This window comes from Shimazuella sp. NTD247, assembly GCF_059510415.1.
In genome coordinates this window covers 605,995-631,785 of record NZ_JCAJZU010000001.1, presented here as the reverse complement: position 1 = coordinate 631,785, position 25,791 = coordinate 605,995, and the positions used below count along the sequence as shown (strand labels likewise).

Here is a 25,791-nt window from a genome sequence, read left to right as displayed (position 1 = left end):
CCTCTAAAAATGAAATGGATAATTTTATTTCTTCCAACTAAGTTTTCGAAGTACTACATCTTTGATTTGTTTAAAGTCAAATGGTGCTATAGGAAAAAAATAAGGGGTCCCAAATGATTCCAGCATTAGCATATGAACGAGGATAATACTTAAACCTGCCGCTACACCATAAATGCCTACTATTCCCGCCATAAATAATAAGAAAAACCGAAGTAAACGAAAAGGAAGACTAAAACTATATCTTGGAAAGGTATAGGAAGCAATCCCAGTTATGGCCACTACAATCACTACAGGAGCAGAAATAATTCCAGCACGTACTGCCGCTTCTCCTACAACCAAAGCACCAACAATCGCGACAAGAGGACCTAATTGTCCAGGTAATCGTACTCCAGCCTCCTGTAAACCTTCAAAAATAAACTCCATCAGTGATGTTTCAATTAAAGTAGGAAAAGGAGTTCGTTCTCTTGCGGTAGCTATACTTGTCATTAATGTTTCTGGTAGCATATCCGGATTATAAGCAGTTAAAGCGACGTAGATAGAAGGCAACATAAGGGAAATCGTCATCATAATATAGCGTACCCATCTTCGGGCAATAGAAAAGATATAACGATCATAATAATCCTCCGCTGCCTGCAATCCAGACCAGAATGTAATGGGAAGAATGAGTACAGATGGACTTCCGTCAGAAATGATAATTACTTTTCCTTCAAGTAGAGACGCAGTAGCAACGTCTGGTCGTTCCGTATTTAAGATCTGAAGAAATGGGGAAAAAGGATCATCCTGAATAAAATTTTCTATTTGCCCAGAATCAATAATATCCACCTTGCTTATTTTTTGAATACGTTGTTTCACCGCCTCTAATACAGATGTATCCACTCTCCCTTCTATATAAGCAATTACCGTTTCTGTCTGAGTTACGTCCCCAATATAAAAGGGCTCCATTTTAAAATCAGTTGTTACGATTCGTTTTCGTAATAATGTTGTGTTAACCCGCAAATTTTCTGTAAATCCATCTCTAGGTCCTCTAATTGCTGCTTCATTACGTGGTTCTTGTATTTGTCGTTTTTCTATATCTTCTAAACTTGTAACAAGCGCAGTAGAATCATGATCAACTAGAATTGCAATGTTTGCTTTTAGCACTTTTTTAACTAACTCATTTTGTTTATTCACTTTTTGAATTTTACTAAATGGATAACTTTCTAAATCGGTCATCCGAAAGTTTTCTTTATTCTGTCTTACCATCAAGAGTGGCTCTAAAAAATTTTGCTCTAATGATCTTGCATCAATTAATCCATCTATATATACCAAAAGCATAAAATGTTCATCTGTTACTGGTATCGTACGAAAGACAACATCTGAACAGTTCTGAAATGCTTTTTTGAGAACTACTTCATTCTGTTTTAAATTATCGGAAAGAAGATCATCTGAGGACGATGATTCGGTCAAGTCGTGAATTAGTGGTATTTGTTTCTTGTGTGTTCCTTTTAACCGACTACGTATCAATTTGCATATCCCCCATTAAAAATCATTGCGTTATTTTTTCCTTTTGATTTTTTTATATTCATTTAAATGGTTGTATTTTGGATCGCTACTGACAACACTTTTGAGATTATTGCAGAAGATCAGTTTTTTGAATTAGTATGAAGATTAAATTTTGCCATTAATTACTCTATCTTTATACTTTGCATAAATGAGTCCAACAGAGTAAATATTTAAAGACAGAAGCATATTCCTAGAGAATAATTTCACCACTCAGGTATGCAACCAATCAATACTTGGTCGGGAGGATCTCGGTCAGTATTTTCAACTGGCGATACCTTTGATGTTCAAGGAACCAGAAGCACACTTGGAGAAACTCCTCTAATGAAAATGTAACATTTTTGATCGCATCTACAGTGAAAATGGGGAGATTTTTCAATGAGATTGGGCGACCAGCCGATACTGTACCATCTGGACCTCCTGATCCAGAAGCTTTGCAACATTTTGTTGAAGTAGCCCGAAATTACGGCTATTTTGGAACACTCAACGAAAATGCTGCCATTGGTCTTTCTCTAGGCTAATATCGGAGACATTTATCTACATAATAAATGCATACAACTATTACCTTATTTACAATCATATTAATCCATACTGTGAATTCCCAATTGAATTAGATAAGAGGCTTACTATCTAGCAAATACATTCAAACCACATGTACCGAATCCTTTTTGATTTGGTGCATTTTCCATTTAAACGGTGTTCATCTCCATTTTTCATTAAATGGAGATGGCTCCGAAATCGGTCTTCGCTCCCTTACCCCTAATTAAATTATATTAGTGATTTATATAAGATAGTGATATAATTTTGCTATGAAACCTAAATCTTATGATTTCAATGTCGCTGATTTTACTATGGTGATCGAAAATCTGACGAGGATACTTATTCGATTACCATCGATTGAAAAACTAAGTTTTACCACACTTTCCGTTCTGCACACATTGTCTCGCAAAAGCCCCATGCGACTTACGGATTTGACAGCTACTGAGCAAGTTACGCAATCAGCAATCACACAGTTGGTTACCAGACTTGAACGAGACGGACTTGTCAAGCGTCTACCAGATCCAAATGATGGCCGGGTAGTTCAGGTACACATTACCACGCATGGCACTGATGTTATTGAATCGCGTCGATTGGATCGTATAGATCGGCTCTCGAAATTCATTGATGGGCTTACTTCGGAGGAAAAACACGCAATTACATCTGCATTGCCAGCATTGAAACGTTTGGTCGAACTGGGAGCAGATTCGTAATTAAGTCTGATTACATTTTATTGTTCATTTGAGATAACAGACAAACATTCCTATTAACAAATTTAATTGTCTAAGGAGGAATTTTAGTGGCAACAGCTTCTTTTGCTCTTGAACCTAGTCCAATCTATGTATCGGATGAGTTACTATCTGATCTTCAAAACCGCTTAAAGTATACCAGGTGGCCGCTTGATACTGGTAATGACGACTGGTTTTATGGCGTTAGTAGGAATTATCTAGAGGAATTAGTAGACTATTGGAAGAACCAGTTTGATTGGCGAAAAGCCGAAAATGCGATCAATGCCTATGAACACTATAAAGTAAATGTGAACGAAGTTCCTGTGCACTTTATGCGGAAACAAGGCACGGGTCCCAATCCCATACCATTGATTCTATCCCACGGTTGGCCGTGGACTTTTTGGCATTGGTCCAAAGTCATTGATCCACTTGCGAACCCTGTTGCATTTGGGAGTGATCCAGCTGAAGCATTTGACGTGATCGTTCCCTCACTTCCTGGTTACGGATTTTCGTCGCCACTTCCTAGTAACCCGGACATGAATTTTTGGAAAATCGCCGATCTCTGGCATACCCTTATGACTGATATTCTTGGCTATGAGAAATATGCAGCAGGAGGATGTGATGTAGGAGCGCTTGTAACTGGTCAATTGGGACACAAATATAGTGACAATCTTTATGCAATACACATCGGATCTGCCCTGAAATTGAATTTTTTTAATGGGGATGATGCATGGAATTTGGCTAGAGGCCGTATCCTTCCTGACAACATTTCTCCAAAAATGAAAGAAGAGATTTTGGAGTTTGATCGTCGATTTGCTTCCCATCTAGCCGTACATGTTCTTGATCCTAGTACACTTGCCTATGGATTGAGTGACTCCCCAGTTGGAATGCTTGCATGGATTTTGGAAAGATGGATCAAATGGAGTGATAATAACGGAAATGTTGAGAATGTTTTTTCGAAGGACGACATACTTACCCATGCAACCATCTTTTGGGTAAACAATACCATTGAAACATCCATACGAGTATATGCGAATAATAATCGTTATCCATGGACACCCACTCATAATCGCTGGCCTGTTATTGAGGCACCCACTGGTATAACTTTCGTGGGCTATGAAAATCCGCCTGGTATCACGACTGAAGATCGCGTACAGGATTTCCTCGACAGTGATCGTGCTCACTGGTATAACCATGTCAACATTACAGCTCATGAACAAGGCGGACACTTCATCCCTTGGGAAATTCCAGATAGGTGGGTTGAGGACTTGCGTCGAACTTTTCGTGGATGTCGATGAGTCCTAGTGTCAGTTTTTAATCTAATCACTAGACAACTTTAGTGTAACTAAAAACCATTGATCGTTCTAACTGCTGAATATACTTTGATAAAAAACTAAAACTCGTCGTGTTCTCTAGCATAGACGAGTTTGTTTGTTATAATTACATGTAACACCGAATGTTAACAACCTAAAAACTCGTTATGTTCTAACTTGAACAGTAATGAGAGGTGCAGATAATGAACAAATTGATTGTATGGGATGATTATTATGTTTATTATCGTCTCGCATAGATCTTCTATCAATCATTTCATTTTTGGATCAAGCAAAAAGAAACTCACATGAAAAAACATTTAGAAGAAGAAAAGAAGTTCATTATTTCTGGTCGAAAAGGAGCACATATGATTATAAGAAATCTCACTTCTAACGATTATTCTGCTATTATTTCTGTTGTTAATGATTGGTGGGGCGGTCGAGAAATGAGAGGGCTTTTACCCAGATTATTTTTCGATCATTTTCAAAATACGAGTTTTGTAATCGAAGAAAGGGGACAAATGATAGGCTTTTTAATTGGATTCTTTTCACAAAGCAAACAAACAGAAGCTTATATTCATTTTGTTGGTGTCGAACCAAGCTACCGAAAAAAAGGTTATGGCAGACGACTGTATCAAGCGTTTTTTGATGAAGTGAAAAAGAAAAATATTCAATTTGTTCGCTGTATCACGTCTCCTGCTAATAATCTCTCTATTGCTTACCATAAAAAAATGGGATTTTTATTGGAAGACGGTGATAAACAAATGAATGATATCTCAATACATAGTAACTATGATGCAGAAGAAGCTAGAGTCCTATTTGTAAAAACGTTATAAGAATGGATTTGACAAAAATTTTCAAATGATATACAGTGGTTATACTATTTTGAACGGAAGGGTGACCCAACTAGATGATTAACTAATCCTATTTTCGAAAGCAACTTATTGAAGGTTTATACGACATTTTCTGTACGTATATCTTCAATTATGTTTTCAGAATAGGATTGGTTATCTATAGTTGAACCCAAAGTGATTTTTTTTGGTGTTTTTCTATATTAAGCCCCCTATTCTGATAAAGAATAGGGGGCTTTTTTGTCCCTTTTGTATGGAGTAAGGGAGATGATTTGATGTTATTAATGGAAGCAATTCAGTTAAAACACTATATACAAGATCGTTTATTATTTGAAATAGATCAATTACAAATTCGTACGAATGATCGAATTGGCTTAGTTGGTACAAATGGGAGCGGGAAGACCACATTACTAAATATACTGGCAGAAAAAATTTCTCCCGAAGAAGGGAAAGTAATTGCATATACCTCGTGCCAATTACTTCCGCAAATCAAAAATGACGTAACAACAAAAAGTGGAGGAGAAGTAACTCAAGAATATATCAATGAAGCAATGATAAAATCGCCAGAAATCTTATTGGCAGATGAACCGACTACCAATTTAGATACAGAACACATCGAATGGTTAGAGAAAAAGTTAATGCAATGGAAAGGTGCATTTGTGGTTGTTTCACATGATAGGGCATTTTTAGACAATGTTTGTACGATGATTTGGGAAGTGCACGATAAGCAAGTAAAAGTATATAAGGGCAACTACCGTTATTACGAAGAACAAAAGAAACTGGAAATTCAACAAAAACAATCGGCTTATGAAAAATACGAAACAAAGAAAAAACAACTAGAGGAAGCATTGAAGCTAAAAGAAAGAAAAGCTGAAAGAGCAACCAAGACTCCGAAAAAAGTGAGTTCCATAGAGGCTAAAAAATCAAAACCTTATTTTGCAAAAAAACAAAAGAAATTGCAAAAGGCAGCGAGTTCTATTGAAACTCGTTTAGAAAAATTGGAGAAGGTAGAAAAAATAAAAGAAGTCGCTCCTTTAAAAATGAATATACCAAACGAGGATGTTTTTCGAGATCGTGTCATTATCCGTGCAGAAGATGTGGATGGTCGCATTTTTGATCGCCTTCTATGGGAAAAAGCAAATTTTCACATACGCGGCGGAGAAAAACTCGCAATCATCGGTGCAAATGGAACAGGAAAAACAACCTTAATCAAAAAAATTATTCAGCAAGCGGAAGGTATTTTTTTATCTCCATCTGTTAAAATCGGGTATTTTAGTCAAAATTTAAATATTGTAAACCCAAGCCAAACAATATTAGAAAATGTAAGCATCACTTCACAGCATGATAAGTCCTTTATCCGTACGGTGCTTGCAAGGCTACATTTTTATCGGGAAGATGTTCATAAGAAGGTAGAAGTTTTGAGTGGAGGGGAGCGTGTTAAAGTAGCTTTAGCAAAACTGTTTCTAAGTAACATTAATACGCTAATTTTAGATGAACCTACCAATTTTTTGGACATCGAAGCGGCAAGTGCACTCGAAACATTACTGAAAGAATATAAAGGAAGCGTGATCTTTGTTTCCCACGACCGTCGTTTTATCGAAAATCTTGCAACTAGAATTTTAGCGATTCATAATCGGGAAATCACTGTATTTGAAGGTAGTTATCAACAATTTAGTGGACAATCACAGCCATTCACACAAAGTGAGAAGGAAGATCAGAAGCTTCTTATTGAGACAAGAATCACGGAAGTTTTAAGCAGGCTAAGTATGGAACCTTCGAAAGAATTAGAAAAGGAATTTCAAATGCTGCTTCAAGAAAAACGCAAATTACAGAAGATGTAGCGGAGATGGTGTGATTTACCACATCTATTCGTCGAAATAATGTGATATGTTTAACTCAACCCATCTAGAGGGAGAGTAAGTTGTCTCTTTTCGATCAGATATTCGAAGCCGGTGTCGAAGCTGTTCTTGAGGTCGGTGGAAATGACCTCGAAAAGCTCAAGCAGAACGAGCGTGCTGCATCTGGCGCTGCGCTCCATGAAATGACGAAGAAGGCCATTACGCTGGAATATGAGGGGAAGAAGCCCACTCCCAAGCAGGCGTACGAGGCCGCTGTCCAGCGTCTCTCTAGCTGAACCCAACTGTTGGGATAACTGCTAGTTATCCTGACAGGCCCGAGTAGGTGAAACTTACTTACTCGGGACCAGAGTATAATTGAAATCAAAAAATAGATAAAAAAAGCCATCCGTAGGTAGGATGGCTTTTTTTTACAAAAGTTATCAAAATTCAAATGCTTTACTTTTATTTATAAAGGTTTTATATTTATAAAACAAATAGAAATGCTTGTCTACCGATAGGAGGCATTTGTCATTGAGAATATATGCTGTTCAAATGAAAAAAGTATTATTTCAACGAGAATAGTTCATACATCGTCGCAATTAATGCAAGATGATTGGAATGCTTTGGTAAAAACGGGTGGATTCTACTCCAGCTTCGAATGGATCCAATCTTGTGAAATTGCACATGGGGAAAATCCCATTTTTATAGCGAAAAAAGGTGACGAATTGGTAGGTGTTATCCCGACTTGGGAAGGGGATGTTAGCAGCAGCCTATTCTCTCTTCCTGAGCTAATGGGAAATCTGCCTGGGAAATGGGATGAGTCTTTTTTGTGGTTAGGCGGGCATCGTGTTACATCAAATGCGATTATCTGTAAAAACGGAGAAGATCGAGAGACCATTATTCAAAGTTTATTAGATATTTGTCGTATTCATGCTTCGGAACAAAAGTTATCGGGCATTGTTTGGCCATACCTATCTTTGAAAGAAGCAAACGAAATTCAAGCATGTTATCCTGCTGCTCAGGTTATATTACATTCTGCTGACGCTCGGGTACATGTCCCTGTCGGAGGTCTAGATGAATTAGGAAATCACGTGAATCGCAACGACTTCAGAAAGTGGAAGCAAGAAATCAGATCTTTTTTGCAGCATCATGCAAAAGTAAAATGGGTCGGCCTGGATAGAGATTTAGTAGAGATCGCTGCCGATTTGATTACCAAAACGAGAGCAAAATACGGTTCTAGCGAAGGAAAAGACTGGATGAATCGAGTTTTTTCTGCTCAAGAAAGAAGTGGAGTGAAAGACAAAGCTATTGTATCCATCGTGCAAGTACATGATGCTATAAAAGCAATTGCTATTTTCTATAAACATCGAAACTGGCTTTATGGAAGGTATTTTGGAGCTGAAAAAGATGCACCTCCTTTTTCTTACTATAATCTTACTAATTATGCAGCTGTTGAATGGGCCGCCAAACACAGATATGAGTACATACATCTTTCTATATCTGCTTGGGAGGCGAAAGTGAGAAGAGGAGCTAACTTATATCCTTTGGCTCTAGTGGTTATTCCGACTGATGATCGATCAGAATTCATAAAAAAATCCAAAGTAATGAAACACAATCAAGCCTTTGTTGCATCTTGGCAGACGCGATTTCCATCGCGACTAAATGCTTTTGATTCTTCCTGGTTTGGATAAAATAGAGAGGATGATTTGATGTTATATTTGTTTTATCGCTTTCGACCAACAGCATATGCGAGAGCAAATCAAAAAGAATTTTGGCAATGGATGAAATCTCGAGAAGATTGGTTTTACAAAGGCCTTGATATGATCCTTGAAACAGAATGGTACGTTCGAACGATTGGATATGATGTCCACAGTGTAGAACATATCGTCACATTTGAAAACGAAGCTGCTTGGGGAGAGTATCGAAAAAAAATAAGAACTCAAAGCCAGGATCCAACATGGGAAGCAAGGCGGACGGAACAAGAAAAATGGTATGAGATTATAGATTCCAGTTTATTATCCGATCCTCCAGTTTCCATGGGGATGTCTAAAAAGTAAAAAAAGGTCTACAAAGAGAGAATATCTTTGTAGACCTTTTCTCTTATTATGGCTGAGTCATCTGTGTAATGGCAATGAAATCTAATTACCAAAGGTTTTATCGTTATTTTTTTCGGGTTAACTTGAAGATTCAGACCCGAAAAAAGTGAATTAGGATTATTAGAAATGGAATTTATCTGACGGATTAGAGCAGTATTCCTGTCGCAAATTCAGCTACTGGCCAGATCAAAAAGTAACCGGAATTGTTTATATATTTCTATTTTTGAGGTCCTTAAGACAGACTTCACTATTAAAATGGCATTGTACTCTAAAAGAAAAGAACAAATATTTATATCGTTTTTCAAAACGAAGGATGCGGGTTTTTATTATTCTTTTGGCATATTCTTTTTCTCTTGCTCAAACTGCTGGTAAGCATTTTCCAATCCCATGATAACATCTTTAATTTTGAAATAACTTTGTGAATATGCAGATGTATCTCGGATTTGTTCCCACATGTAATGATAATCTTTTAAATTATCGGTTTCACAAATGCAAAAGTCGCTGTAATTCGATCCTGGTAATGCTTCTGCATCAAAAAAACGAACTGAGACCGTGTTTTTATATTCATCAATAATATCGTATAAATCTTTTGCATAGGTTCTTCTTTCCTCACGAGGCAGCGCGAGCCATTTGGGGTAAAATTCTAATAATACAACCATAGTAATTTTCATAATCTCTTCTCCTTGTACAGTTGCTAGTAAATGAATAACATTTATTATAACATTGCGAACGAGAAAACCCACGGTTTAAATCGTGGGATGAAAGCGAGCGTTGAACGAGGGTAAGGAATTTTCTTTCACTAGTTCAACCTTTGGAAAAAAGCAAACTTACAAACAAACATTCCCATGATAATATATGTATAGTCGTGACAGACGAAAACCAAGTTTGCTCGCGGCAAAGAAGAAATCAACAAACATAAACCGTGGGGCGCACGGGGTTAGCTTGGTAATGAAATAGTCTTGAGGCTATCATCCCAAGAAGCCAACGCCTTTAGCCGTATGGAGTTGTCAAAACTTATAGAAATAATAAGGTGAGGACTATTCAGAGATCAACATCCATTCTCTAAAATGGGCTTACAAATTTGGGGAATATAACCCTTCAATAACGGGACAGATCTATTAACAATGGATGGGGGTTATAAACTGATCAAAGAATAGTGGAGTGAGTTGAAATTTGGCGGTAAAACAAGCTTATTATAAGAGGCAGAACCAGCAACTGAACGACGAAGTGCAATTTGACCAATAAATGGAAAATGCGACTTCTTTCAGGTGTTTCAAAAAGAAAAACATTGAGGACTTGTTTTTCCTCAAAGGGGTTCTGGGTAGATGTGTAAAAAATAGGATATAACTTTGGAGTTTTTTACAGTAACTTCATAGACACATAAAGACACAAAATAACTTGGCTGTTTAAAAGTCAGTTATTTTGTGTCTTTTCTATTCTTTCATACTTAATGAGAGGTTCTAGCATGCTAATAAAGGAAAGGAAGGAGTCTACCGAAAAGTTTCGGTTGTTGGTCATCCTTCGCATGAATGTTATTAAGGGACCAAATGGTGAGTCTTTTAAAATCTTCTGTGACAACAAACCCATTTAAATAACCAGGTCTAGCTCCAGATTTCCTCCATAAGACTCTACCATTAATTTCTGTTTTGGTAAGACCGATGCTGTATGCAGCTGGTTTCCCTTTCAATCCTTCACATTTGGAACAGTAAACATTAAATTTAATTGTTTTTGAGGAAGTAATTTTCCAAAAGACTCTGGCCCTAAATGGGCTACTTCTTTTTCTGACCACTCAGAAATTACGAGTTAATATGCCTTTTTCCTCGTTGAAAAGATAAATGAAAAAAACCTGAAGCCAACAGCACTCCCAGTATAACTGAAATAGCTCCCCATAGCTGAATAAGTGATACAGGTATTCCAATAGCAAACGAAATAATCATGGTTACAACAGGGACAAGATTGAAAAATAGGGATGTTTTACTTGCTCCAATTTCTTTTATACCTTTGTTCCACCATAGATAGCCCAATACACTAGTGAAAAAGGCCATAAATCCGATTGCTTCCCAAACCCCAATCGGAATGTTTGGAAGAGTAGCAGGATTAGTCGTGAAGAAAGAAACTACAATTAAGCCAATGGCACCAATAATCATCGTATACGTAGTTGTCGATAAAGGGGTTCCATCCTGAATAAATCGACGTCCTAATACCCCATAAAGTGCCCAACACACATTTCCACCAAAGATGATTACATCTCCAACAGAAAACGATAACATCTTTAATATATCAATAGAACCGTGTGTAATTACTAGCAATACACCAATAAATGCGAAGAATATACCCGTTATTTGTTCTTTGGTAATCCTATCTCTTAATAAAAATCGAGCAAAAATAGTTGTCAGTAAAGGATTCAGTGCCATGATCAACGCACCATTTACAGATGATGTATATTTAAGACCTACAAAGAATAATGTACTAAATCCAAAGATTCCTACCATCCCAAGCACGATATACCAGATGGCATTCTTTTTTACTTGCGCCTTATTTATACCTTCTGTAAAGATTAGAATAGTTAGCAGAATCACAGCAGCAAACCCAAAACGCAATGCTGCTGCGGCAAATGGAGAAAAATAGACAACTGTATATTTTGCAAGATTAAAAGAGGCACCTGTGAAGATAGAGAAACCAAGTAACATCAAGTATATTTTTATCTGTTTCATTCTGTTCTCCTTTAGCAAACCTCAACAACTACTTCTCTCTCTAAATCTCCATGCTTGTTTGACTGAATTCGTAGTTGTATTTTGTAGCATGGAGATATCTATAATTTAATTGAAATTTAGCTCATCTAAAAAATTCTTTACCGCCTGATAAAAGCCGTCTACATCATCGGAATGAACACCGTGACCGCATTCTTCAAACACTTCAAGTTTTGTATTAGGTCTTCGCGTTTTCATACGTTCTGCTTCTTCTAGTTTCAAAGCCCAGCTTTTTGTACCATGGATGAGCAAAATAGGACAAGTAGATGCTAACCAATCATCCCACCGAATTCCATTCATGCTTTGTGTTGAGATTGCCATCCCTTCTATATCAAAGCGGTAACCCCAACCTTTTTCATCCTCAAACGCACTTTCTGAAAAGTAATCAACTGCCTTAAATCCTACACGATCAAGTGCCTCTCTTAGCTGTTGCAACGAAGCTGAACGTTCTGGTAGCTTTACTACGAAAGATATATCATGGTTCAATTCTACCCCGATATCCTCCACAATGACTGCTTGAACAAGTTCAGGATATCTAGCAGCAAACTGATAAGCGTTTACTCCACCTAACGAGTGACCTAGTATGGTTACAGGGGTTCCACCCAATTCTTGACGAATCAAATTTAAAACATCTGCTACATAACTTTCTGTTGCGTAATCTTTTTCAGGTGGATGTTCACTCCAACCATGACCACGCTGATCCAAAGCGATCACTCGCCAGTCTTTGAATTTGGATGCTAGTTTAGAAAATTCTCTAGCATTCCCCATATGCCCATGTAACATCAACAATATCTTTTGACTTTCTCCCCCAAAATCAACATAGGAAAGCTTCAAATCACCCGATTCGAAATATTTTCTAACGCCAACTGAATAATGTGTAGTCATTGTTCCGTTCTCCTTTGCTATCTTTGAGTCAAACCTCATAAAAAACCAAGCCAAGTTTAGTTGTGCTTGTTATTGGATTATAACGTATAATAATGACATCTAATGTCATTATTAAAAATGGAGTTATATAAATTGCATAAAGCAAAACGAATCATAGAATTGATGATGGCCGTCAATCGAAAAAAAAGGTTTACTATTAAAGAACTTGCTGAAGAGTTTCAGGTTTCTGCAAGAACGATATCTCGTGACTTATTGGAATTAAGTGAATTAGGGGTTCCTTTGTACTCGGAGGTAGGCCCTCACGGTGGATACCGTATTTTGAAAGAAAGAGTTCTACCTCCCATTGCTTTCACAGAAGAGGAAGCCGTCGCTATATTTTTTGCGACTCATGCCTTACGACACTTTTCATCACTTCCATTTGAAACAGAAATTTCATCTGCATTGAACAAGTTTTATTTTTATATGCCTGAGGACGTTCGAGATCGGATTGAACAAATGAAAAACCGTGTTGATTTTGTATCACCGACAAGAAAAGCATTATCACCTTATTTAGCAACTTTGCTCGATGGTTCCATTCATCAAAAAGTACTCCTTATCGATTACGAATCTCAAGGAACAAAGTCAAGTCGAGAAATACAACCAATTGGAATTTATGCTAAAGATGGTTTTTGGTTTTGTCCTGCCTATTGTTTTCTTCGTAGCGATTTTCGTGTGTTTCGATGTGATCGAATTCATTCAGTGGTTCCTTCAAGATCCACCACAAAATCTATTGATCTTCGGCATGTTCAGCTTGAGAATAGGGAGATAAGGAATCAGACTGAGCAGAAGTATATTCGTCTTCATGTGGAATTGAGTAAAGAGGGTGCTCAAAAGTGCGAAGCTGAATTATGGCTAACCTCGAGACTACATTTTCGCAAAGATGGTACGGCTTGGCTAGATGGGAAACTTCCAGAGAGTGATATTCCGTTTATCGCAGAGTATTTCATTAGCTTAGGAAAGGAAGCAACAGTGCAAGATCCACCAGAACTAGTGGAATGTATGAAGCGAATGCTTTCCGAGATATTGACCAAATACACTTAGTGTGTTTTAGCTGGGTATACAGAGTGCCTCTGTATACCCAAACAAAAAAATAATATCTTTCTATATAAACTCAGAGATGTCATATTGTTGTATGTCATCTTTTTAAAAAGGAATGAAAATCTATCTAGTTTGTTCACATCTTCTATAAAAAAACTTAATCTTCAGGACATACTTTGTTTTAATACAGAAATTATAATGTCCAAAAAGTCCTATGTTTCTGTACACCATAAATGAAACGGGAGAATCAAACGATTCCTTCTTAAATAAAATAAATCGGACTATTGACACTAACACCTACTTAATATTATTATGCAGGAGTACTGAGTTATACATAGTAGAAAGGATGCTCGTTTTGGAAAATCTGACCGAAATGCTAAAGGGGGTTCTGGAGGGTTGTGTCCTGGAGATCATAAGCCGCAAAGAAACATATGGCTATGAAATCGTGAGAAAACTGAATTCTCTTGGCTTTGAAGATGTTGTTGAAGGAACAGTATATACCATTTTACTGCGGTTAGAAAAGAACAAGCTAGTTGACATTCAGAAGAAGCCTTCGGAGATCGGACCGCCACGAAAATTCTACTCATTGAACATGAACGGTCGAAATCAACTCCAAACCTTTTGGCGTAAATGGGATTTTATATCCTCAAAATTGAATGAATTAAAGAAGAATCAGAATGAAGTATAGTATTGTTTCGATTTAAATAAGTGAAAATGAGTAAAATAAGAAAATCGAGAAAGACTTCGATTGCGACTATTTCATGAGTACTGATAGGATAAGCCATATGATTTAGTCGATAAGATTATTGAAAATGTCAATAAACAAAGCCACTCTGAGTTTCAGTTCAAGTGGCTTTGTTTATTTCGTGATACAAAACTCACATCCTCTGTCTTGATCAGCAGATTGCTTATATTTTAATGTTTCAAAATGCACTATAAAAGAGAAATAAACATCAGACTATTGACATGACATCTACATTGTATTACTATATAGTAGTACTGAGTTGTACAGAGTAGAAAAGGTAATCTCATTAGGAAATTTGATCTGGATGACGAGTGATTCATAAATATTCTACTCACTCACTGGACTGGACGATCGAAATCAACTCTAAACCTTTTAGCGTAAATGAGATTCTATCACATCAAAAATGAAAGAAATAAAGGAGAATCAGGATGGAGTATAATATTGTTTCGATTTTAAAAAGATGGAAAAAAGAAAAAGCGGAATATAAAAGTTACAAAAAACGAATTGACAATCTGCCAAAGGATTATCAGATTGTGATGAATGAGATTGAGAATTTCTTATGGAATTCTGCGTCTGACCATGAGTCTTCCATGATTATGTTTAAAATGCTGCAAGATGTACTAGAATTTTTTGAATCAAACGCACAAAAGGGGATGAATGTGCTGGATGTAGTGGGTCAGGATGTTGGTAGTTTTTGCGATGACCTGTTACATGAGCTGCAAGGGCAAACTTGGATCGGAAAGAGAAAAGAACAAATGAGCGAGAGCATTCGTAAAAAGCTCGGTAAAGAAGAATAACGACAGCACAAACCATACTGCTATTTCGATTTGTGATCTAAAAAATCCTATAAAAAAGCAAAACAACACCCATAAAGTTATTGACTACGTGGTATAAGCTGGAGGAGCGAAAGTTTAACGATTATGATGCTCGTAAGAAGAGAAGGAAAATGTAAGAATCAATCCGCTTAGCTGATCAATCTATGGTAGTCGACCACATATCAACGTATGATCAACATACAGCTCTATGCTAAGATTAGGACAAATATTCATTGGACTTGTAAAAAGTTGAGAGAAAAGCAAAATGGAAAAGATTACAACAGAATATTACTATTTGTGGGAAAACAAAAAAGGAGAAATGCATGATGGGATATAGTAGCAAAGGCTTCTCCGAAACAGGACTAAGTAAAATGCGTAATATACTGGCACGGCATGTTGATTCCGGGAAGATTCCTGGGCTTGTTGCTTTGGTCAGCCGGAACGGTGAGACACACGTCGAAACGCTCGGCACGATGCGCCATGATGGTGGTGCGCCGATGCGCCGGGACACGATTTTCCGGATGGCCTCGACGTCCAAGCCCCTTGCGATTGCGGCAGCGATGGTCCTGCTCGACGAGTGCAGGATACACCTGGATGATCTGGTAGAAACATGGCTGCCGGAACTCGCCAACCGACGGGTGCTGAAACGGGTCGACGGTCCGTTGGACGATACCGTGCCGGCTCGGCGACCGATCACCGTACGGGATGTGCTAACTTCCACCTTCGGACTCGGCATGGATATGACGTCACTGGGCACTCCGATCATGAACGCAATTTTTGAGAAAGGGCTCACACCCAATCTCCCGGTGCCGATGCCCGATCCGGATGAGTGGATGCACCGTCTTGGCGAGCTTCCTCTGATGCACCATCCCGGAGAACACTGGCAGTACCAGATCAGCAACGATCTACTCGGTGTACTCGTCTCCAGGGTTACGGGCCAATCATATGGGGTGTTCCTGCACGAACGTATCTTCGATCCATTGGGTATGAAGGATACCGATTTTTACGTTCCTGAGGGCAAGATCGACCGTCTTCCACCTCTCTACGCCCCTGACCCACAGACTGGAGAATTCATCGTATGGGATGAGTCTAAGGGAGGACGCCACAGTCAGCCTCCGGTGTTCGAGGGAGGCGGAGGCGGGCTGGTATCCACCGCCGACGACTATCATGCCTACTTCCAGATGCTGCTAAATCACGGAATGCATGGGAATAAAAGGATTTTGTCCCGACAAGCTGTTGAGCTGATGACCACCAACCGCCTAACGCCCGAGCAACAAACCGCTCGAGACAACATGGCAAGAAACAACGTCCATGTGTCATATGGACAAGGGCAGCACGGCGGCTGGGGCTTCGGGATGGCGGTGCGAACCTACCGCAGCGACTACGCGCCCATCGGTCAGTTCGGCTGGGACGGCGGAAGCGGTACTTCAACATATGCCGATCCGAAAAACCAGCTTATTGGAATCCTGCTCACCCAAGTTGGGGCATCCGTTCCGGATCCGGTGCATCTTATGCTAGACTTTTGGACCATGGTCTATCAAGCAATTGAAGACTAACGAAGAGAGTGTATAAGAAGCGGGTGTGAGAATGAGGAAACTACAATCTAGTACTTCATTTCATGTTAGATGCTGCTTTTTTTTATGATTCAGTCCAGACTTATACATTGTTTAAAAATAAACACCAAGCCTTATGCATAATCATAGGTTTGGTGTTTATATCGTCTGCTCTGATTGCACTTGAAATAAAGGGTAAAAAGAATCGTAAAAGCTGAAAGATGAGCCTGCACACCCATTTACAACAAGAAACTGTCATTCTCGGTATAGACATTTCAATCCTAATCAAGTGTATTAAGAGAATCTCTATGATCCCTTTTCAATACATTTTTAAGGATATCTAAAAACTAATTGCTGGGAAGTTGGATGCTACGCCAGCCGCTTACTTCACATTGACCATATTGATTATCACCTACAGCAACCACTGTGCCATCTGATTTAAGCCCAACAGTATGAAGATAACCCGCCGCTACCGCTACAATATCATGCCAGCTGCTTACATTGCATTGACGATACCTATTATTACCTACAGCAATTACTGAGCCATCCAATTTAAGACCAATAGTATGCCAATCGCCAGCCGCTACCGCAGCAATATCATGCCAGCTGTCATGAAGTGATAAAAAACTTGATCGAATGTGCACATTGTGCAGGGAGCGGAGGAGATTGATAACTATTTTTCTGTTAACTGTTTCATTAAATTCAAAAGTTTTCGACCAACACCTGAGGTTCTACGTCCCATCCCACAAGAACAAGCAATATCAACTTCATGACCACGTATCGTTTCTATATTTTGAAGAATTAGTTTTAAGTCATCAATGTTACAACTTTCATGTACAAATCCTGCAATAAACCGTGTCCCTTCTGGCAAATGTACATTCCCTAGAGGCTCATAAAAGGCACTTTCCAACTTCGGACCTTGGTCTCCCTCTGCTAAAGGGAAATGAATATAACTTAGTTCGTGGTTTTTTGGCCATTGAGATATCAGTTTATTGGCAAAGTCAGCCATCTTTTTTAAGGATTCCGGACGAACCAATGATTTATTATTAAGATCACCATAACAGAAGTGGATTCCTATTTCTACTCTATCTTGTAAACGGTTTACCAAACCTAAAATACTATTTATTGCAAAGTCAACTTGAGGAGGATTCGAATATACTAGGCCAATCTCCGCAGGACATTCTATCTGAATGCGGATATCTCCATTTGTAGCGTCGATAATTTGATTTACTTCATAAGCTAGACGCTCATTAAAAACATCATAGTAACGGAAGATGTTTTCTGGTTCTAACATATGCAACGACATAGCCATACCAGTTGGAATTCCTACTTGAAAAGGAGTATTTTCTAATGAATGTTTTTTCTTCATTTCTTGATACAAATGATAGCTTTTCATGTATGTGTCAAAATAGCCAAAATGAAGATGTTTGCTCATCTCCTTTGGAGTATGTTTTGGTCGTAATTTGTACAATGTGTCATAATCAATAGGAAATCCATTTGGCAGCAACTTACCCTCCTGCACTATTTCCCAATTTTCTGTATCCGCAATGCAAAGATCTATCACATTCATCGCCCAAGCAGTTCGACTTCCTTCAGGATATTGTTCACTCTTTTCTCCAATTTCTCCATCTGGCAAACCGATGAGTGTATCACCTAAAGATTGAATTGCTAGGGACATCGCTTCTCTTTCATTTTCAAAAGGCAGACTTCCTACAAGTAAGCTTTTTCTGTTTAACATACATATTCCTCCTGAGAGAGTCTAAAAACAAGCATTCAAATTCTACATGTTAATACAATAAGTTATAAAACCAAAACTAATTGGTTATTTTTGACGATAAGTTTCTCTATCTTCTTGTAATCGATTACAAAACGAGGAGAATATCAATATAATCGGATAGTTTCCAACTTTAGGAGAGTAATTCTCTTTAATCTGCAATCAGCTAAGAGGAAAATCGAGAACACAAGAATAGTTGAAGTGTTATAAAGAAGGGGATTGGATAACTACTTAAAATCGGAAGACCGAGTGAGAATATTGTAGGGGAATTTGTTTTATTTCTGGTTATCGAAAAAATTTTTCATAGCAGCTGCCACAGATACAATATGTTGCAATGTATCTGTGGCCAATGGCAGGGGAGAACCCCTCTTACTACAAGCGCTTGTTGAGACCGGTCGAGCCCTTGTAGATATTGCGCGGTTTGTTCGAGAACCTCCTCTGAGGCCGCTTCACCCAGAAGATGACGGCCAGGATCAGCAGAAGTACGAACAACCAGAAGAAGACACCGACCGTGTTCATCTCGCCGTGGTGCCAGATATAGAAGTGATGGACGTGAACCGTGCCACCGCTCCAACGGCTCCTACCGGTTCGGAACTTGGTGCGACCACCCACACGGGCGAGGACATCCGTAGCAGCGAGTGCAAGACTCATGATTCCCTCTGTCAAAAAATAGGTTGATGTACCTTAATAATAATTATAGTAAATGGAAAAGCATAAAGAAACAAAAAAAGAGAGTATATACTCTCTTTTGTGTTTAGGGAGCAGTGGAACAGAAAACCGGAATAAGTATTACTGGCAATAAAATGACGGAGATATTACTACGATTATCCCTCGTTACTGGCAGGACAAGTACTATATTCAAAGCCAGTAAGTACATTTACTGGCTTTGATAGAGAAGGTTTTTAATTAACTGAACCAATAAGATATAGAAACACGCGAAGAATTCCAAGTGTAATTTTCGGTGTCTGGATGAGATACTCACCCAGACTTATTCCCGACTCACTGAACTCGATCGGAGACCATATAATACTGGCCTTCTACGATCAAATTCTTTCAGCCCGGTATCGTTAACCGACTAGGTGGGCAGCTGATCGATCTCATACGATCCCCCACCAACCTTTACTGTCACATTTCGGACTGGATGATCGTTAATACTGCCTTCTACGATCAAGATCATCCAGTCGGCGTTGTCTGTAGGGACGCTTGAAGTACGGAGATGACCATTCCTATCGTACAGGATTACTGCCTCACTAAACTGGAGAACCAGAGTGGCTTTTGTACAATTGATGGTGGTCATGCCCGAAATGACTGCCATATCGTGACTCCTAGTCAAGTACCTGTGAATATTATAACTCATCTATTTATAACCAAACAATCTGTTCCTTTTTTATTGCCAGTAACGCTTATTTCGGTTTTCTGTTCGCTTGCTCTTGGAATTGGAAATCAGCTAATGCTGCGGACACCACTCCAAAGAAAACAATCGTAGAAGTAAAAGATTTAAGAACTAAAAATTCAAAAACTTTCGTCAAATCAGATGGAAAAACCTATGTGACAGAGGCTTATTAGGACATTTTACGTAAGTATCCATTATATAAACAAGCTTTAAAATTTCGCTTATATCCTTCTGTCACAATGGATTATGAAACAGAAACGAGTGGATGGAGGAGAAAAGGAATTTGCTCCTTCCACTGAGAAATTCGCATCATTCGCGCTGAATATAGTCAATTGGTAGAGCAAGTAGAAGCTTCAATGAAGCTTTTAACAGAGGAAGAAAAGAGAGTTATAGAGTTAACTTATTTTGATTCTGTGGCGTTTGCGTAAGGAGCCATCGGATGGGGAAGAGCAAACTACTACAATAAGAGAAATGCTGCTCTAGAGAAAATAGTTATTGTTTTAATTTTGCATAAGGGTGTGCCCGATCCATATACTGGATCGGGCAGGATTTAAACGAAGTCTAAATCCGTTAACTCCGAAGGCAAGTAACATGGACTTCAACATGAAGTCCTCTACGTTTGCTGAGCACGAAGACGGTACAAAGCACTCCATCAATGTTAGATGAAATAGTAGAGTCACAGTTAAGGGGCATGTTTTCTATCTGGATCTGCAACTGTGCAGAACCCATAATAGTACCAGTGATTTGTACACCAAAAGTTTCATTCATGGAGAAAAGTCCTTTGGACCAGTTGCCTTTGATCAAAGTTTGGCCTTTTCCGCTATCTCCTTTGTTGAAACTATTGGTAAGCATATAATTGCAGTTGATGGTGACGGATGGTGAGGGGGCCATGATAATTCCTTCGACATGTCATTCTTCGGCTTTGAAATTAATTTTAATTTATCAATTAGAAAAAATCTATATTTCCTCAGTTTGAAGGAGGTTTGGAAAATTCGTAGAAAAAATCCGGAATAATCTTAGACTTTGAGAAGAATCATTCATGATATCATGTTACTAAGTACAAATGTAAATTAGTTTCTAACGAACCAGTACCTAAAGAACCAGTACCTGGTGAGAAGATTAGCCTACCATACACACATACACTACATTTCACTTATCGGATGCTTTCAATAGCGGTCATTTGATCGCTTTTTTTGTTTGGTAAATAAATAATTTTTAATACAATTGATTTGCTTTATAATTATAGTTAAGCTGTGTTTTTCACTCGTTGAGAGGAAAGAAAGATGAGTTCTCTGAATCAGCTCGTTCAAGAAGTTCTCGGTAAGATCGAGAATCTGGAAGCTGATGACAACGTGACAAGAGAGTCTGTCGTAAATCAGCTGACATCAGCAGGTATCGTTCCTGAGGAAGTAGCTGGATCGCTCGCCAAAATGACACGTCAGAAGCTGTATGGGGACGATCGAGTTAAGTTTCGCCTTGGTATGATTCGCTGGATCTGCCAGTCACCTGAGCCTCGCGAATCATCAGATCGATCTCAATCGTTCGAGGGTTTTCCTGAAGCTTCAGATGATTCAGTTCAGCTAAAAACGGGACGGGGGCAATACATTGTGTGTTGATCCCCGCCCTGACGTTAATATTCATCTAATGATGCTTATATAAAACAAATAAAAGTTGCATGGTTAAAACTTGCAGCTTTTTTTGTATTTATCGTTTTTATGGGTGTATAGAAGTAAATAACAGCGATTTTTAAATATTAGATACCTAATTTGACATTATCGCGGTTCATGAAGTCGTTCAAAACGGCGTATATTAGAAATTTTGTAAATGTACAACGTTGTAATCATCTGAGTATTCACCAGAATACCGTCATTGGAGCAAAATTTGATAGAACGACCTTTGAAGTTAACATGCTCATACAATGTTACACAGGAGTGATGTTTCTTATGGTTGTTATGAGCAAATGCAGCAGCTGGAATCAAAGAACAAGCTAGCAATACAGTAGAGGAAACAATGGAAATACTCTTCTTCATTCAAACATCTCCAATTACAATATTTGGGAATTTACCCTTTTGTATTATTCGCAAAATATTGTAATTTATCTATATTGAATTGTTCGATTGACTTCTTTTTCTCATCTATAACTTCTGTGGTGTATCATCCGTTAAAGAATTGACATTTAACAGGATACTGGACACCCTTTTTACCTGTTCTCTGCTCTATCAGTTAATTTAAAAAACCCCTTATTTGGCGTTTCTTTGGCTAAATCGAGATTCACCAAAACCATTTGGATTACTTTTATTTCCTGAGTCGTAAAATGGTATTTTGTTAATACCTGAAATTGAAAGGCTCTCCCACCTTGTATCCACACTCACAAATAATCTCTGAAATCGCTCGAACAATCTCTGAACCCTTTAAATCTAAATTCATACCCTTCTACCTCCAATAATTGATTTTTTTATGTATCAAATTTATAAGGAATTATGTTTCAGGAAATAGGTTTCAGCCAATTTTTGTCGAATTACTATAGTATAGAAATATTAACTCTTTTTTAAATCCGAGGAAAGATTTTCATCAACTAGAAAAAAGGTGAGAAGATGGATATTCAACAATTAAGAATCCATGCACAAGATGGCGATATCGATAGTATGTTTGAACTTGGGATGAAGTTGACAGAAAATCCACGATTTCTTTCCGAAGAGGGCGAACATTGGCTAAGACAAGCTGCCGAAAAAGGGCATAAAGATGCAATCTATCATCTTGGATCCAAATATTTTACTGGTGAAGGTATTGTCATACAATCAAAGGAAGGCGAAAAATGGATTCGTAAGGCAATACAAATGGGTGACGATCGTGCTATGAATGAATTAGCGGGACGCCTTTTTCATGGAGCTGGGGTAAAACAAAATAAAGAGGAATCTTATCAATTATATAAACAAGCAATCCAATTACGTAATCCAAGAGCTCTGGCTAGTTTTGGAGTCATTCTTATTGAAGTAGAGAAGGAATGGGAACAAGGCAAAAAATATTTACAAGAGGCCATTGAATTAGGGAGTACATTCGCATTGACTGAACTTGGTTGGCGATTAATTGAATACAAAGATGATTATGAGTTAGGAGAAAAGTATCTGCGTAAAGCTGTTGAATTGGATGACATTTATGGGCAGTTCTATTTGGGGCAATTTATCATGAAAGATATCCTTTCTGGTACTTATGAAGAAGCAAAACAGTTGTTACGAGAAGCAGCAGATAAGAACCATCCCGAAGCAATGAGAATATTAGGGAATCAAATGTTGAGTGGAGAAAAAATAAATAGGAATCCTCCATTTGGACTAGTTTGGTTAAAGCAATCTGCAGCAAGTGGAAATTTAGAAGCAATGTTTGATGTAGCAGAATATCTCATGAGTGAAGTTCGTACTCCAGAAGCTAATAAAGAAGCATTGAAACACTTAACGAATGCAGCTCAATTTGAACATCCGATTGCAATGCAAGTTCTAGGTAGATTCTTCATTGATGGAGTAGAAGTAGAAAGGAATCTGGAAGAAGGACTATTTTGGTTGCGGAAATCGGCGGAAACAGGTAATCCGGGAAGTATGTATATTTTAGGTAAAGGGATGTTAGAAGGAGAGTTCCCCCAATCCACTTTTGGTGAAGGTCTGGAATGGTTGCGGAAGGCTGCTCCAAATTCACCACTAGCTATGTATGCACTGGGTTATTATTTGTTAGAAAATCGTGAAACGGCAGAAGAAGGGATCTTTTGGATATTTGAAGCATCAAGAGCTGGAGTGCCAGAAGCAATAGAAACCATCGAGCGATTGGAAGAGGTCAAGAAGCAATTCGGAATTGATGATTGATTACTATCCGATAATATCCATTGCTTTTTCATCAGATAAATATTTTGTGGCAGCTAATCATTTCAAAGTTGACGATATTTCATTCGAGGGGGTGGGTCTTCGTGCTTTCTGAAACAGAAGGTTTTAAGTTAGGATATAAACCTGCTTTATATATGAATGAATTTGGCGAAGCATTTTCTTATTTTGTTAGGCACTATCCCTATCTTTCAAGCAAAGATTATCCAATAGCGTTCTCTAATAAACGTAAGGAAAAAAAGCCCTTCATGTATCTTTTCTTTCAGAATGAGAAATTAAAAACACAATTTCTTTCTCAAATGGATGGAATAACTACTCCGCACTGTGACGACTTTGAAAGAGCTTTGGGTACCGCCCTTGGTTTTCCACCAAAGGCAATTTCCTATTATCTACATCTGACAAAGTTAGAGAAACAAGGCTTAAAATATTATTATGAAGCAAATAAGCAATCGGTTTTTGTGGAATTTTGTGGCATGCGGTTTAAATCTAGTAAAACTATTTTGATTGATGATGTAAAGTGGTTGTGGGATATTTATCCGGATGTGGAAGAGATACAAATCGAGTGTGATGGGTTTCCTCCGACAAAAATCCCTTATAAAGATTTTGATACCTTATATAAACATTCACTGTATCTTCAAAACATCGAAGAAAAGGGATGAAAAATTGCTAAACTAGTCTGTAATCCAAACAAGACTTACTTATCACTTTATTTGAATGGTCCATATATTTTCCTTTATTCTTAAAAGAGAGGGGTTATTTCATGCATGGTCGGATAGAAGTCATCTTAGATCGTCTAGAAGGTGTCAAACGAAGTAATAGAGGTTATATTGCTTGTTGTCCCTCTCATGATGATGAACATCCTTCACTATCCGTATGGGAAAATAAACAAGGATACATCATATTAAAATGTTTTGTGGGCTGTTCTCGATCGAAAATTTTAGAAGCACTGAATTTAACCAATCATGATGTATCTCCACAAATGGATGGGAACATTCCGCAGGCAGCCTATCCAAAACAAGCAGTACCATCTTTTCGTAGAAGAAGAAAAACAAGTGTCTTTCAGGATAGAACAGCGGAATCCTTGAAATATCAAAATCAGTTAAGATCAAGTATCATTGCTAGAAAATATTTAGCTTCTAGAGGAATTTCGTTATCTATTGCTCAGAAACTGGGAGTTGGATTTGCGAATGAGAAAGATTGGAGAGGATGGAAGTGGGGGCGTATCACCTTTCCACATACTACTCCTCAAGGTGAAATTGTAAACTTATACGGACGATCCATTGGAGAGAGCAATAAAATTCACTCGAAAGCAGAAAGGGAAGTGTTTGCACAATATAAACATATGCATCATAAAGGATCAAAAGGAATATTTAATGCTAGGATATTAAAGGAAGAACTCGTTTATATTACAGAAGGTGTATTTGATTGCCTTTCTCTAATTAGTAGTGGGTATGTAAATAGCTGTGCGATATTCGGTCTAGGTGGTATTCGATGGGACTGGATACAAGCAAATAAGATTGTATTCGCTTTTGATAATGATAAAGCTGGAGAAATTGCTATAGAAAAACTAACAGAAGAAGCGGTTCGGTATGGAAAAGAAGTTATTCCTTTAGATCATTCTCTTTTCCATGGATATAAAGATTTGAATGAAGTTTTGATAAAACGTGGTTCAATAAAACTCGTATATAAGAAATAAATAATAACCAATTATGAAAATGTGTCATTTGAACATTTCAGATGTTGGAAATATAATTACTTTGCAGCAAAAAGCATAACAGGAAGAGAATAACTATGTCTAGCTAATAAAAAATAAAAAGATAGTCATTATATTATGGGATTTGTAAAAAAAGGGGAAAATCAGGATTCTTTTTAAAAAGTAATAGGATCGTGATATTCTCCCATATCAGGTTTTTCCTGAAAGTCTAACCAGCGATATCTGACTAGATTTTTGTATAGAATTTTGGGTATTTTGTGTTTAAGAGTATACCTACGTAATGTAGTATCATAATCAAATATACCGTTCTGAATTAAGTC

The 25,791-nt window shown here is 37.9% G+C and carries 25 protein-coding genes and 1 pseudogene; 17 read left to right on the top strand and 9 right to left on the bottom strand.

Translation table 11 applies throughout. The annotated features are described in order from the left end of the window. Nucleotides 1-24: 24 nt before the first annotated feature. Nucleotides 25-1,503, bottom strand: coding sequence for a spore germination protein (locus tag AC5WOC_RS03150; RefSeq protein ID WP_496053924.1), 1,479 nt, complete (start codon nucleotides 1,501-1,503; stop codon nucleotides 25-27). Between the two features lie 377 nt (nucleotides 1,504-1,880). Between AC5WOC_RS03150 and AC5WOC_RS03145 the strand changes: the two genes are divergently transcribed. From AC5WOC_RS03145 to AC5WOC_RS03110, 8 genes are all read left to right on the top strand, one after another. Beyond that, nucleotides 1,881-2,060, top strand: coding sequence for a hypothetical protein (locus AC5WOC_RS03145; RefSeq protein WP_496053923.1), 180 nt, complete (start codon nucleotides 1,881-1,883; stop codon nucleotides 2,058-2,060). A gap of 288 nt (nucleotides 2,061-2,348) precedes the next feature. Then, nucleotides 2,349-2,789: a MarR family winged helix-turn-helix transcriptional regulator gene (locus tag AC5WOC_RS03140; RefSeq protein WP_496053922.1), complete on the top strand. Its 441-nt coding sequence runs from the start codon at nucleotides 2,349-2,351 to the stop codon at nucleotides 2,787-2,789. Between the two features lie 86 nt (nucleotides 2,790-2,875). Beyond that, complete coding sequence (locus AC5WOC_RS03135; RefSeq protein WP_496053921.1) at nucleotides 2,876-4,102, top strand: epoxide hydrolase family protein; 1,227 nt, start codon at nucleotides 2,876-2,878, stop codon at nucleotides 4,100-4,102. 380 nt (nucleotides 4,103-4,482) lie between these two features. Then, entirely contained in the window at nucleotides 4,483-4,950 is a 468-nt protein-coding gene (locus tag AC5WOC_RS03130; RefSeq protein ID WP_496054160.1) for a GNAT family N-acetyltransferase, read from the top strand. Nucleotides 4,951-5,240: 290 nt separating this feature from the next. Beyond that, entirely contained in the window at nucleotides 5,241-6,806 is a 1,566-nt protein-coding gene (locus tag AC5WOC_RS03125; RefSeq protein WP_496053920.1) for a Vga family ABC-F type ribosomal protection protein, read from the top strand. 80 nt (nucleotides 6,807-6,886) lie between these two features. Next, nucleotides 6,887-7,099: a hypothetical protein gene (locus AC5WOC_RS03120; RefSeq protein ID WP_496053919.1), complete on the top strand. Its 213-nt coding sequence runs from the start codon at nucleotides 6,887-6,889 to the stop codon at nucleotides 7,097-7,099. A 306-nt stretch (nucleotides 7,100-7,405) separates the two neighbouring features. After that, nucleotides 7,406-8,494: a peptidogalycan biosysnthesis protein gene (locus AC5WOC_RS03115; protein ID WP_496053918.1), complete on the top strand. Its 1,089-nt coding sequence runs from the start codon at nucleotides 7,406-7,408 to the stop codon at nucleotides 8,492-8,494. An 18-nt stretch (nucleotides 8,495-8,512) separates the two neighbouring features. After that, nucleotides 8,513-8,860 (top strand): hypothetical protein, encoded by a 348-nt coding sequence (locus AC5WOC_RS03110; protein ID WP_496053917.1) that lies wholly within the window; start codon nucleotides 8,513-8,515, stop codon nucleotides 8,858-8,860. A 365-nt stretch (nucleotides 8,861-9,225) separates the two neighbouring features. Here AC5WOC_RS03110 and AC5WOC_RS03105 read toward each other — a convergent pair whose 3' ends face one another. From AC5WOC_RS03105 to AC5WOC_RS03095, 3 genes are all read right to left on the bottom strand, one after another. Then, nucleotides 9,226-9,570, bottom strand: a complete 345-nt coding sequence (locus AC5WOC_RS03105; RefSeq protein ID WP_496053916.1) for a darcynin family protein — start codon at nucleotides 9,568-9,570, stop codon at nucleotides 9,226-9,228. 1,125 nt (nucleotides 9,571-10,695) lie between these two features. Continuing rightward, nucleotides 10,696-11,613, bottom strand: a complete 918-nt coding sequence (locus AC5WOC_RS03100; protein ID WP_496053915.1) for a DMT family transporter — start codon at nucleotides 11,611-11,613, stop codon at nucleotides 10,696-10,698. A 105-nt stretch (nucleotides 11,614-11,718) separates the two neighbouring features. Next, on the bottom strand, nucleotides 11,719-12,534 hold the full coding sequence (locus tag AC5WOC_RS03095) for an alpha/beta fold hydrolase (protein ID WP_496053914.1): 816 nt from the start codon (nucleotides 12,532-12,534) through the stop codon (nucleotides 11,719-11,721). Nucleotides 12,535-12,666: 132 nt separating this feature from the next. Between AC5WOC_RS03095 and AC5WOC_RS03090 the strand changes: the two genes are divergently transcribed. The 4 genes from AC5WOC_RS03090 to AC5WOC_RS03075 all read left to right on the top strand — a co-directional run bounded on the left by AC5WOC_RS03090 (nucleotide 12,667) and on the right by AC5WOC_RS03075 (nucleotide 16,727). Beyond that, a complete protein-coding gene (locus AC5WOC_RS03090) occupies nucleotides 12,667-13,614 on the top strand; it encodes a helix-turn-helix transcriptional regulator (protein WP_496053913.1) in 948 nt (315 codons plus the stop codon). Between the two features lie 352 nt (nucleotides 13,615-13,966). After that, nucleotides 13,967-14,299, top strand: coding sequence for a PadR family transcriptional regulator (locus AC5WOC_RS03085; RefSeq protein ID WP_496053912.1), 333 nt, complete (start codon nucleotides 13,967-13,969; stop codon nucleotides 14,297-14,299). Nucleotides 14,300-14,784: 485 nt separating this feature from the next. After that, the gene (locus AC5WOC_RS03080; protein ID WP_496053911.1) at nucleotides 14,785-15,153 is read left to right on the top strand and encodes a DUF1048 domain-containing protein; all 369 of its coding nucleotides are present in this window, start codon (nucleotides 14,785-14,787) and stop codon (nucleotides 15,151-15,153) included. A gap of 344 nt (nucleotides 15,154-15,497) precedes the next feature. Then, nucleotides 15,498-16,727: a serine hydrolase domain-containing protein gene (locus AC5WOC_RS03075; protein WP_496054159.1), complete on the top strand. Its 1,230-nt coding sequence runs from the start codon at nucleotides 15,498-15,500 to the stop codon at nucleotides 16,725-16,727. Nucleotides 16,728-17,071: 344 nt separating this feature from the next. Here the strand turns inward: AC5WOC_RS03075 and AC5WOC_RS03070 are convergent. From AC5WOC_RS03070 to AC5WOC_RS03060, 3 genes and pseudogenes are all read right to left on the bottom strand, one after another. Further along, a pseudogene (locus AC5WOC_RS03070) lies at nucleotides 17,072-17,329 on the bottom strand (chromosome condensation regulator); the annotation flags it as partial. Between the two features lie 68 nt (nucleotides 17,330-17,397). After that, nucleotides 17,398-18,462 carry a hypothetical protein gene (locus AC5WOC_RS03065; RefSeq protein WP_496053910.1) on the bottom strand — a complete coding sequence of 355 codons (1,065 nt, stop codon included), beginning with the start codon at nucleotides 18,460-18,462 and terminating at the stop codon, nucleotides 17,398-17,400. A gap of 408 nt (nucleotides 18,463-18,870) precedes the next feature. Continuing rightward, nucleotides 18,871-19,149, bottom strand: coding sequence for a hypothetical protein (locus AC5WOC_RS03060; RefSeq protein ID WP_496053909.1), 279 nt, complete (start codon nucleotides 19,147-19,149; stop codon nucleotides 18,871-18,873). A gap of 565 nt (nucleotides 19,150-19,714) precedes the next feature. Here AC5WOC_RS03060 and AC5WOC_RS03055 point away from each other — a divergent pair. Further along, on the top strand, nucleotides 19,715-19,984 hold the full coding sequence (locus AC5WOC_RS03055) for a hypothetical protein (RefSeq protein ID WP_496053908.1): 270 nt from the start codon (nucleotides 19,715-19,717) through the stop codon (nucleotides 19,982-19,984). Between the two features lie 477 nt (nucleotides 19,985-20,461). Here AC5WOC_RS03055 and AC5WOC_RS03050 read toward each other — a convergent pair whose 3' ends face one another. After that, on the bottom strand, nucleotides 20,462-20,782 hold the full coding sequence (locus AC5WOC_RS03050; protein WP_496053907.1) for a hypothetical protein: 321 nt from the start codon (nucleotides 20,780-20,782) through the stop codon (nucleotides 20,462-20,464). Between the two features lie 392 nt (nucleotides 20,783-21,174). Between AC5WOC_RS03050 and AC5WOC_RS03045 the strand changes: the two genes are divergently transcribed. Continuing rightward, nucleotides 21,175-21,507 (top strand): hypothetical protein, encoded by a 333-nt coding sequence (locus AC5WOC_RS03045; protein WP_496053906.1) that lies wholly within the window; start codon nucleotides 21,175-21,177, stop codon nucleotides 21,505-21,507. A 156-nt stretch (nucleotides 21,508-21,663) separates the two neighbouring features. On the opposite strand, the gene AC5WOC_RS03040 is transcribed toward AC5WOC_RS03045, so the two are convergent. Further along, complete coding sequence (locus AC5WOC_RS03040) at nucleotides 21,664-21,921, bottom strand: hypothetical protein (RefSeq protein ID WP_496053905.1); 258 nt, start codon at nucleotides 21,919-21,921, stop codon at nucleotides 21,664-21,666. Between the two features lie 564 nt (nucleotides 21,922-22,485). On the opposite strand from AC5WOC_RS03040, the gene AC5WOC_RS03035 reads away from it, so the two are divergent. The 3 genes from AC5WOC_RS03035 to AC5WOC_RS03025 all read left to right on the top strand — a co-directional run bounded on the left by AC5WOC_RS03035 (nucleotide 22,486) and on the right by AC5WOC_RS03025 (nucleotide 25,453). Continuing rightward, complete coding sequence (locus AC5WOC_RS03035) at nucleotides 22,486-23,742, top strand: tetratricopeptide repeat protein (RefSeq protein WP_496053904.1); 1,257 nt, start codon at nucleotides 22,486-22,488, stop codon at nucleotides 23,740-23,742. A gap of 101 nt (nucleotides 23,743-23,843) precedes the next feature. Continuing rightward, the gene (locus AC5WOC_RS03030) at nucleotides 23,844-24,416 is read left to right on the top strand and encodes a hypothetical protein (protein ID WP_496053903.1); all 573 of its coding nucleotides are present in this window, start codon (nucleotides 23,844-23,846) and stop codon (nucleotides 24,414-24,416) included. A 101-nt stretch (nucleotides 24,417-24,517) separates the two neighbouring features. Continuing rightward, on the top strand, nucleotides 24,518-25,453 hold the full coding sequence (locus AC5WOC_RS03025; protein ID WP_496053902.1) for a toprim domain-containing protein: 936 nt from the start codon (nucleotides 24,518-24,520) through the stop codon (nucleotides 25,451-25,453). The last annotated feature ends 338 nt before the right edge of the window (nucleotides 25,454-25,791 follow it).

Coding starts and splice junctions, on each gene's coding strand:
- AC5WOC_RS03140 (WP_496053922.1), top strand. CDS start 2,349: ATGAAACCTAAATCTTATGATTTCAATGTCGCTGATTTTACTATGGTG.
- AC5WOC_RS03130 (WP_496054160.1), top strand. CDS start 4,483: ATGATTATAAGAAATCTCACTTCTAACGATTATTCTGCTATTATTTCT.
- AC5WOC_RS03125 (WP_496053920.1), top strand. CDS start 5,241: ATGTTATTAATGGAAGCAATTCAGTTAAAACACTATATACAAGATCGT.
- AC5WOC_RS03115 (WP_496053918.1), top strand. CDS start 7,406: ATGCAAGATGATTGGAATGCTTTGGTAAAAACGGGTGGATTCTACTCC.
- AC5WOC_RS03110 (WP_496053917.1), top strand. CDS start 8,513: ATGTTATATTTGTTTTATCGCTTTCGACCAACAGCATATGCGAGAGCA.
- AC5WOC_RS03105 (WP_496053916.1), bottom strand. CDS start 9,570: ATGAAAATTACTATGGTTGTATTATTAGAATTTTACCCCAAATGGCTC.
- AC5WOC_RS03100 (WP_496053915.1), bottom strand. CDS start 11,613: ATGAAACAGATAAAAATATACTTGATGTTACTTGGTTTCTCTATCTTC.
- AC5WOC_RS03095 (WP_496053914.1), bottom strand. CDS start 12,534: ATGACTACACATTATTCAGTTGGCGTTAGAAAATATTTCGAATCGGGT.
- AC5WOC_RS03080 (WP_496053911.1), top strand. CDS start 14,785: ATGGAGTATAATATTGTTTCGATTTTAAAAAGATGGAAAAAAGAAAAA.
- AC5WOC_RS03075 (WP_496054159.1), top strand. CDS start 15,498: ATGGGATATAGTAGCAAAGGCTTCTCCGAAACAGGACTAAGTAAAATG.
- AC5WOC_RS03065 (WP_496053910.1), bottom strand. CDS start 18,462: ATGTTAAACAGAAAAAGCTTACTTGTAGGAAGTCTGCCTTTTGAAAAT.
- AC5WOC_RS03060 (WP_496053909.1), bottom strand. CDS start 19,149: ATGAGTCTTGCACTCGCTGCTACGGATGTCCTCGCCCGTGTGGGTGGT.
- AC5WOC_RS03055 (WP_496053908.1), top strand. CDS start 19,715: ATGACCATTCCTATCGTACAGGATTACTGCCTCACTAAACTGGAGAAC.
- AC5WOC_RS03050 (WP_496053907.1), bottom strand. CDS start 20,782: ATGGCCCCCTCACCATCCGTCACCATCAACTGCAATTATATGCTTACC.
- AC5WOC_RS03045 (WP_496053906.1), top strand. CDS start 21,175: ATGAGTTCTCTGAATCAGCTCGTTCAAGAAGTTCTCGGTAAGATCGAG.
- AC5WOC_RS03040 (WP_496053905.1), bottom strand. CDS start 21,921: ATGAAGAAGAGTATTTCCATTGTTTCCTCTACTGTATTGCTAGCTTGT.
- AC5WOC_RS03035 (WP_496053904.1), top strand. CDS start 22,486: ATGGATATTCAACAATTAAGAATCCATGCACAAGATGGCGATATCGAT.
- AC5WOC_RS03025 (WP_496053902.1), top strand. CDS start 24,518: ATGCATGGTCGGATAGAAGTCATCTTAGATCGTCTAGAAGGTGTCAAA.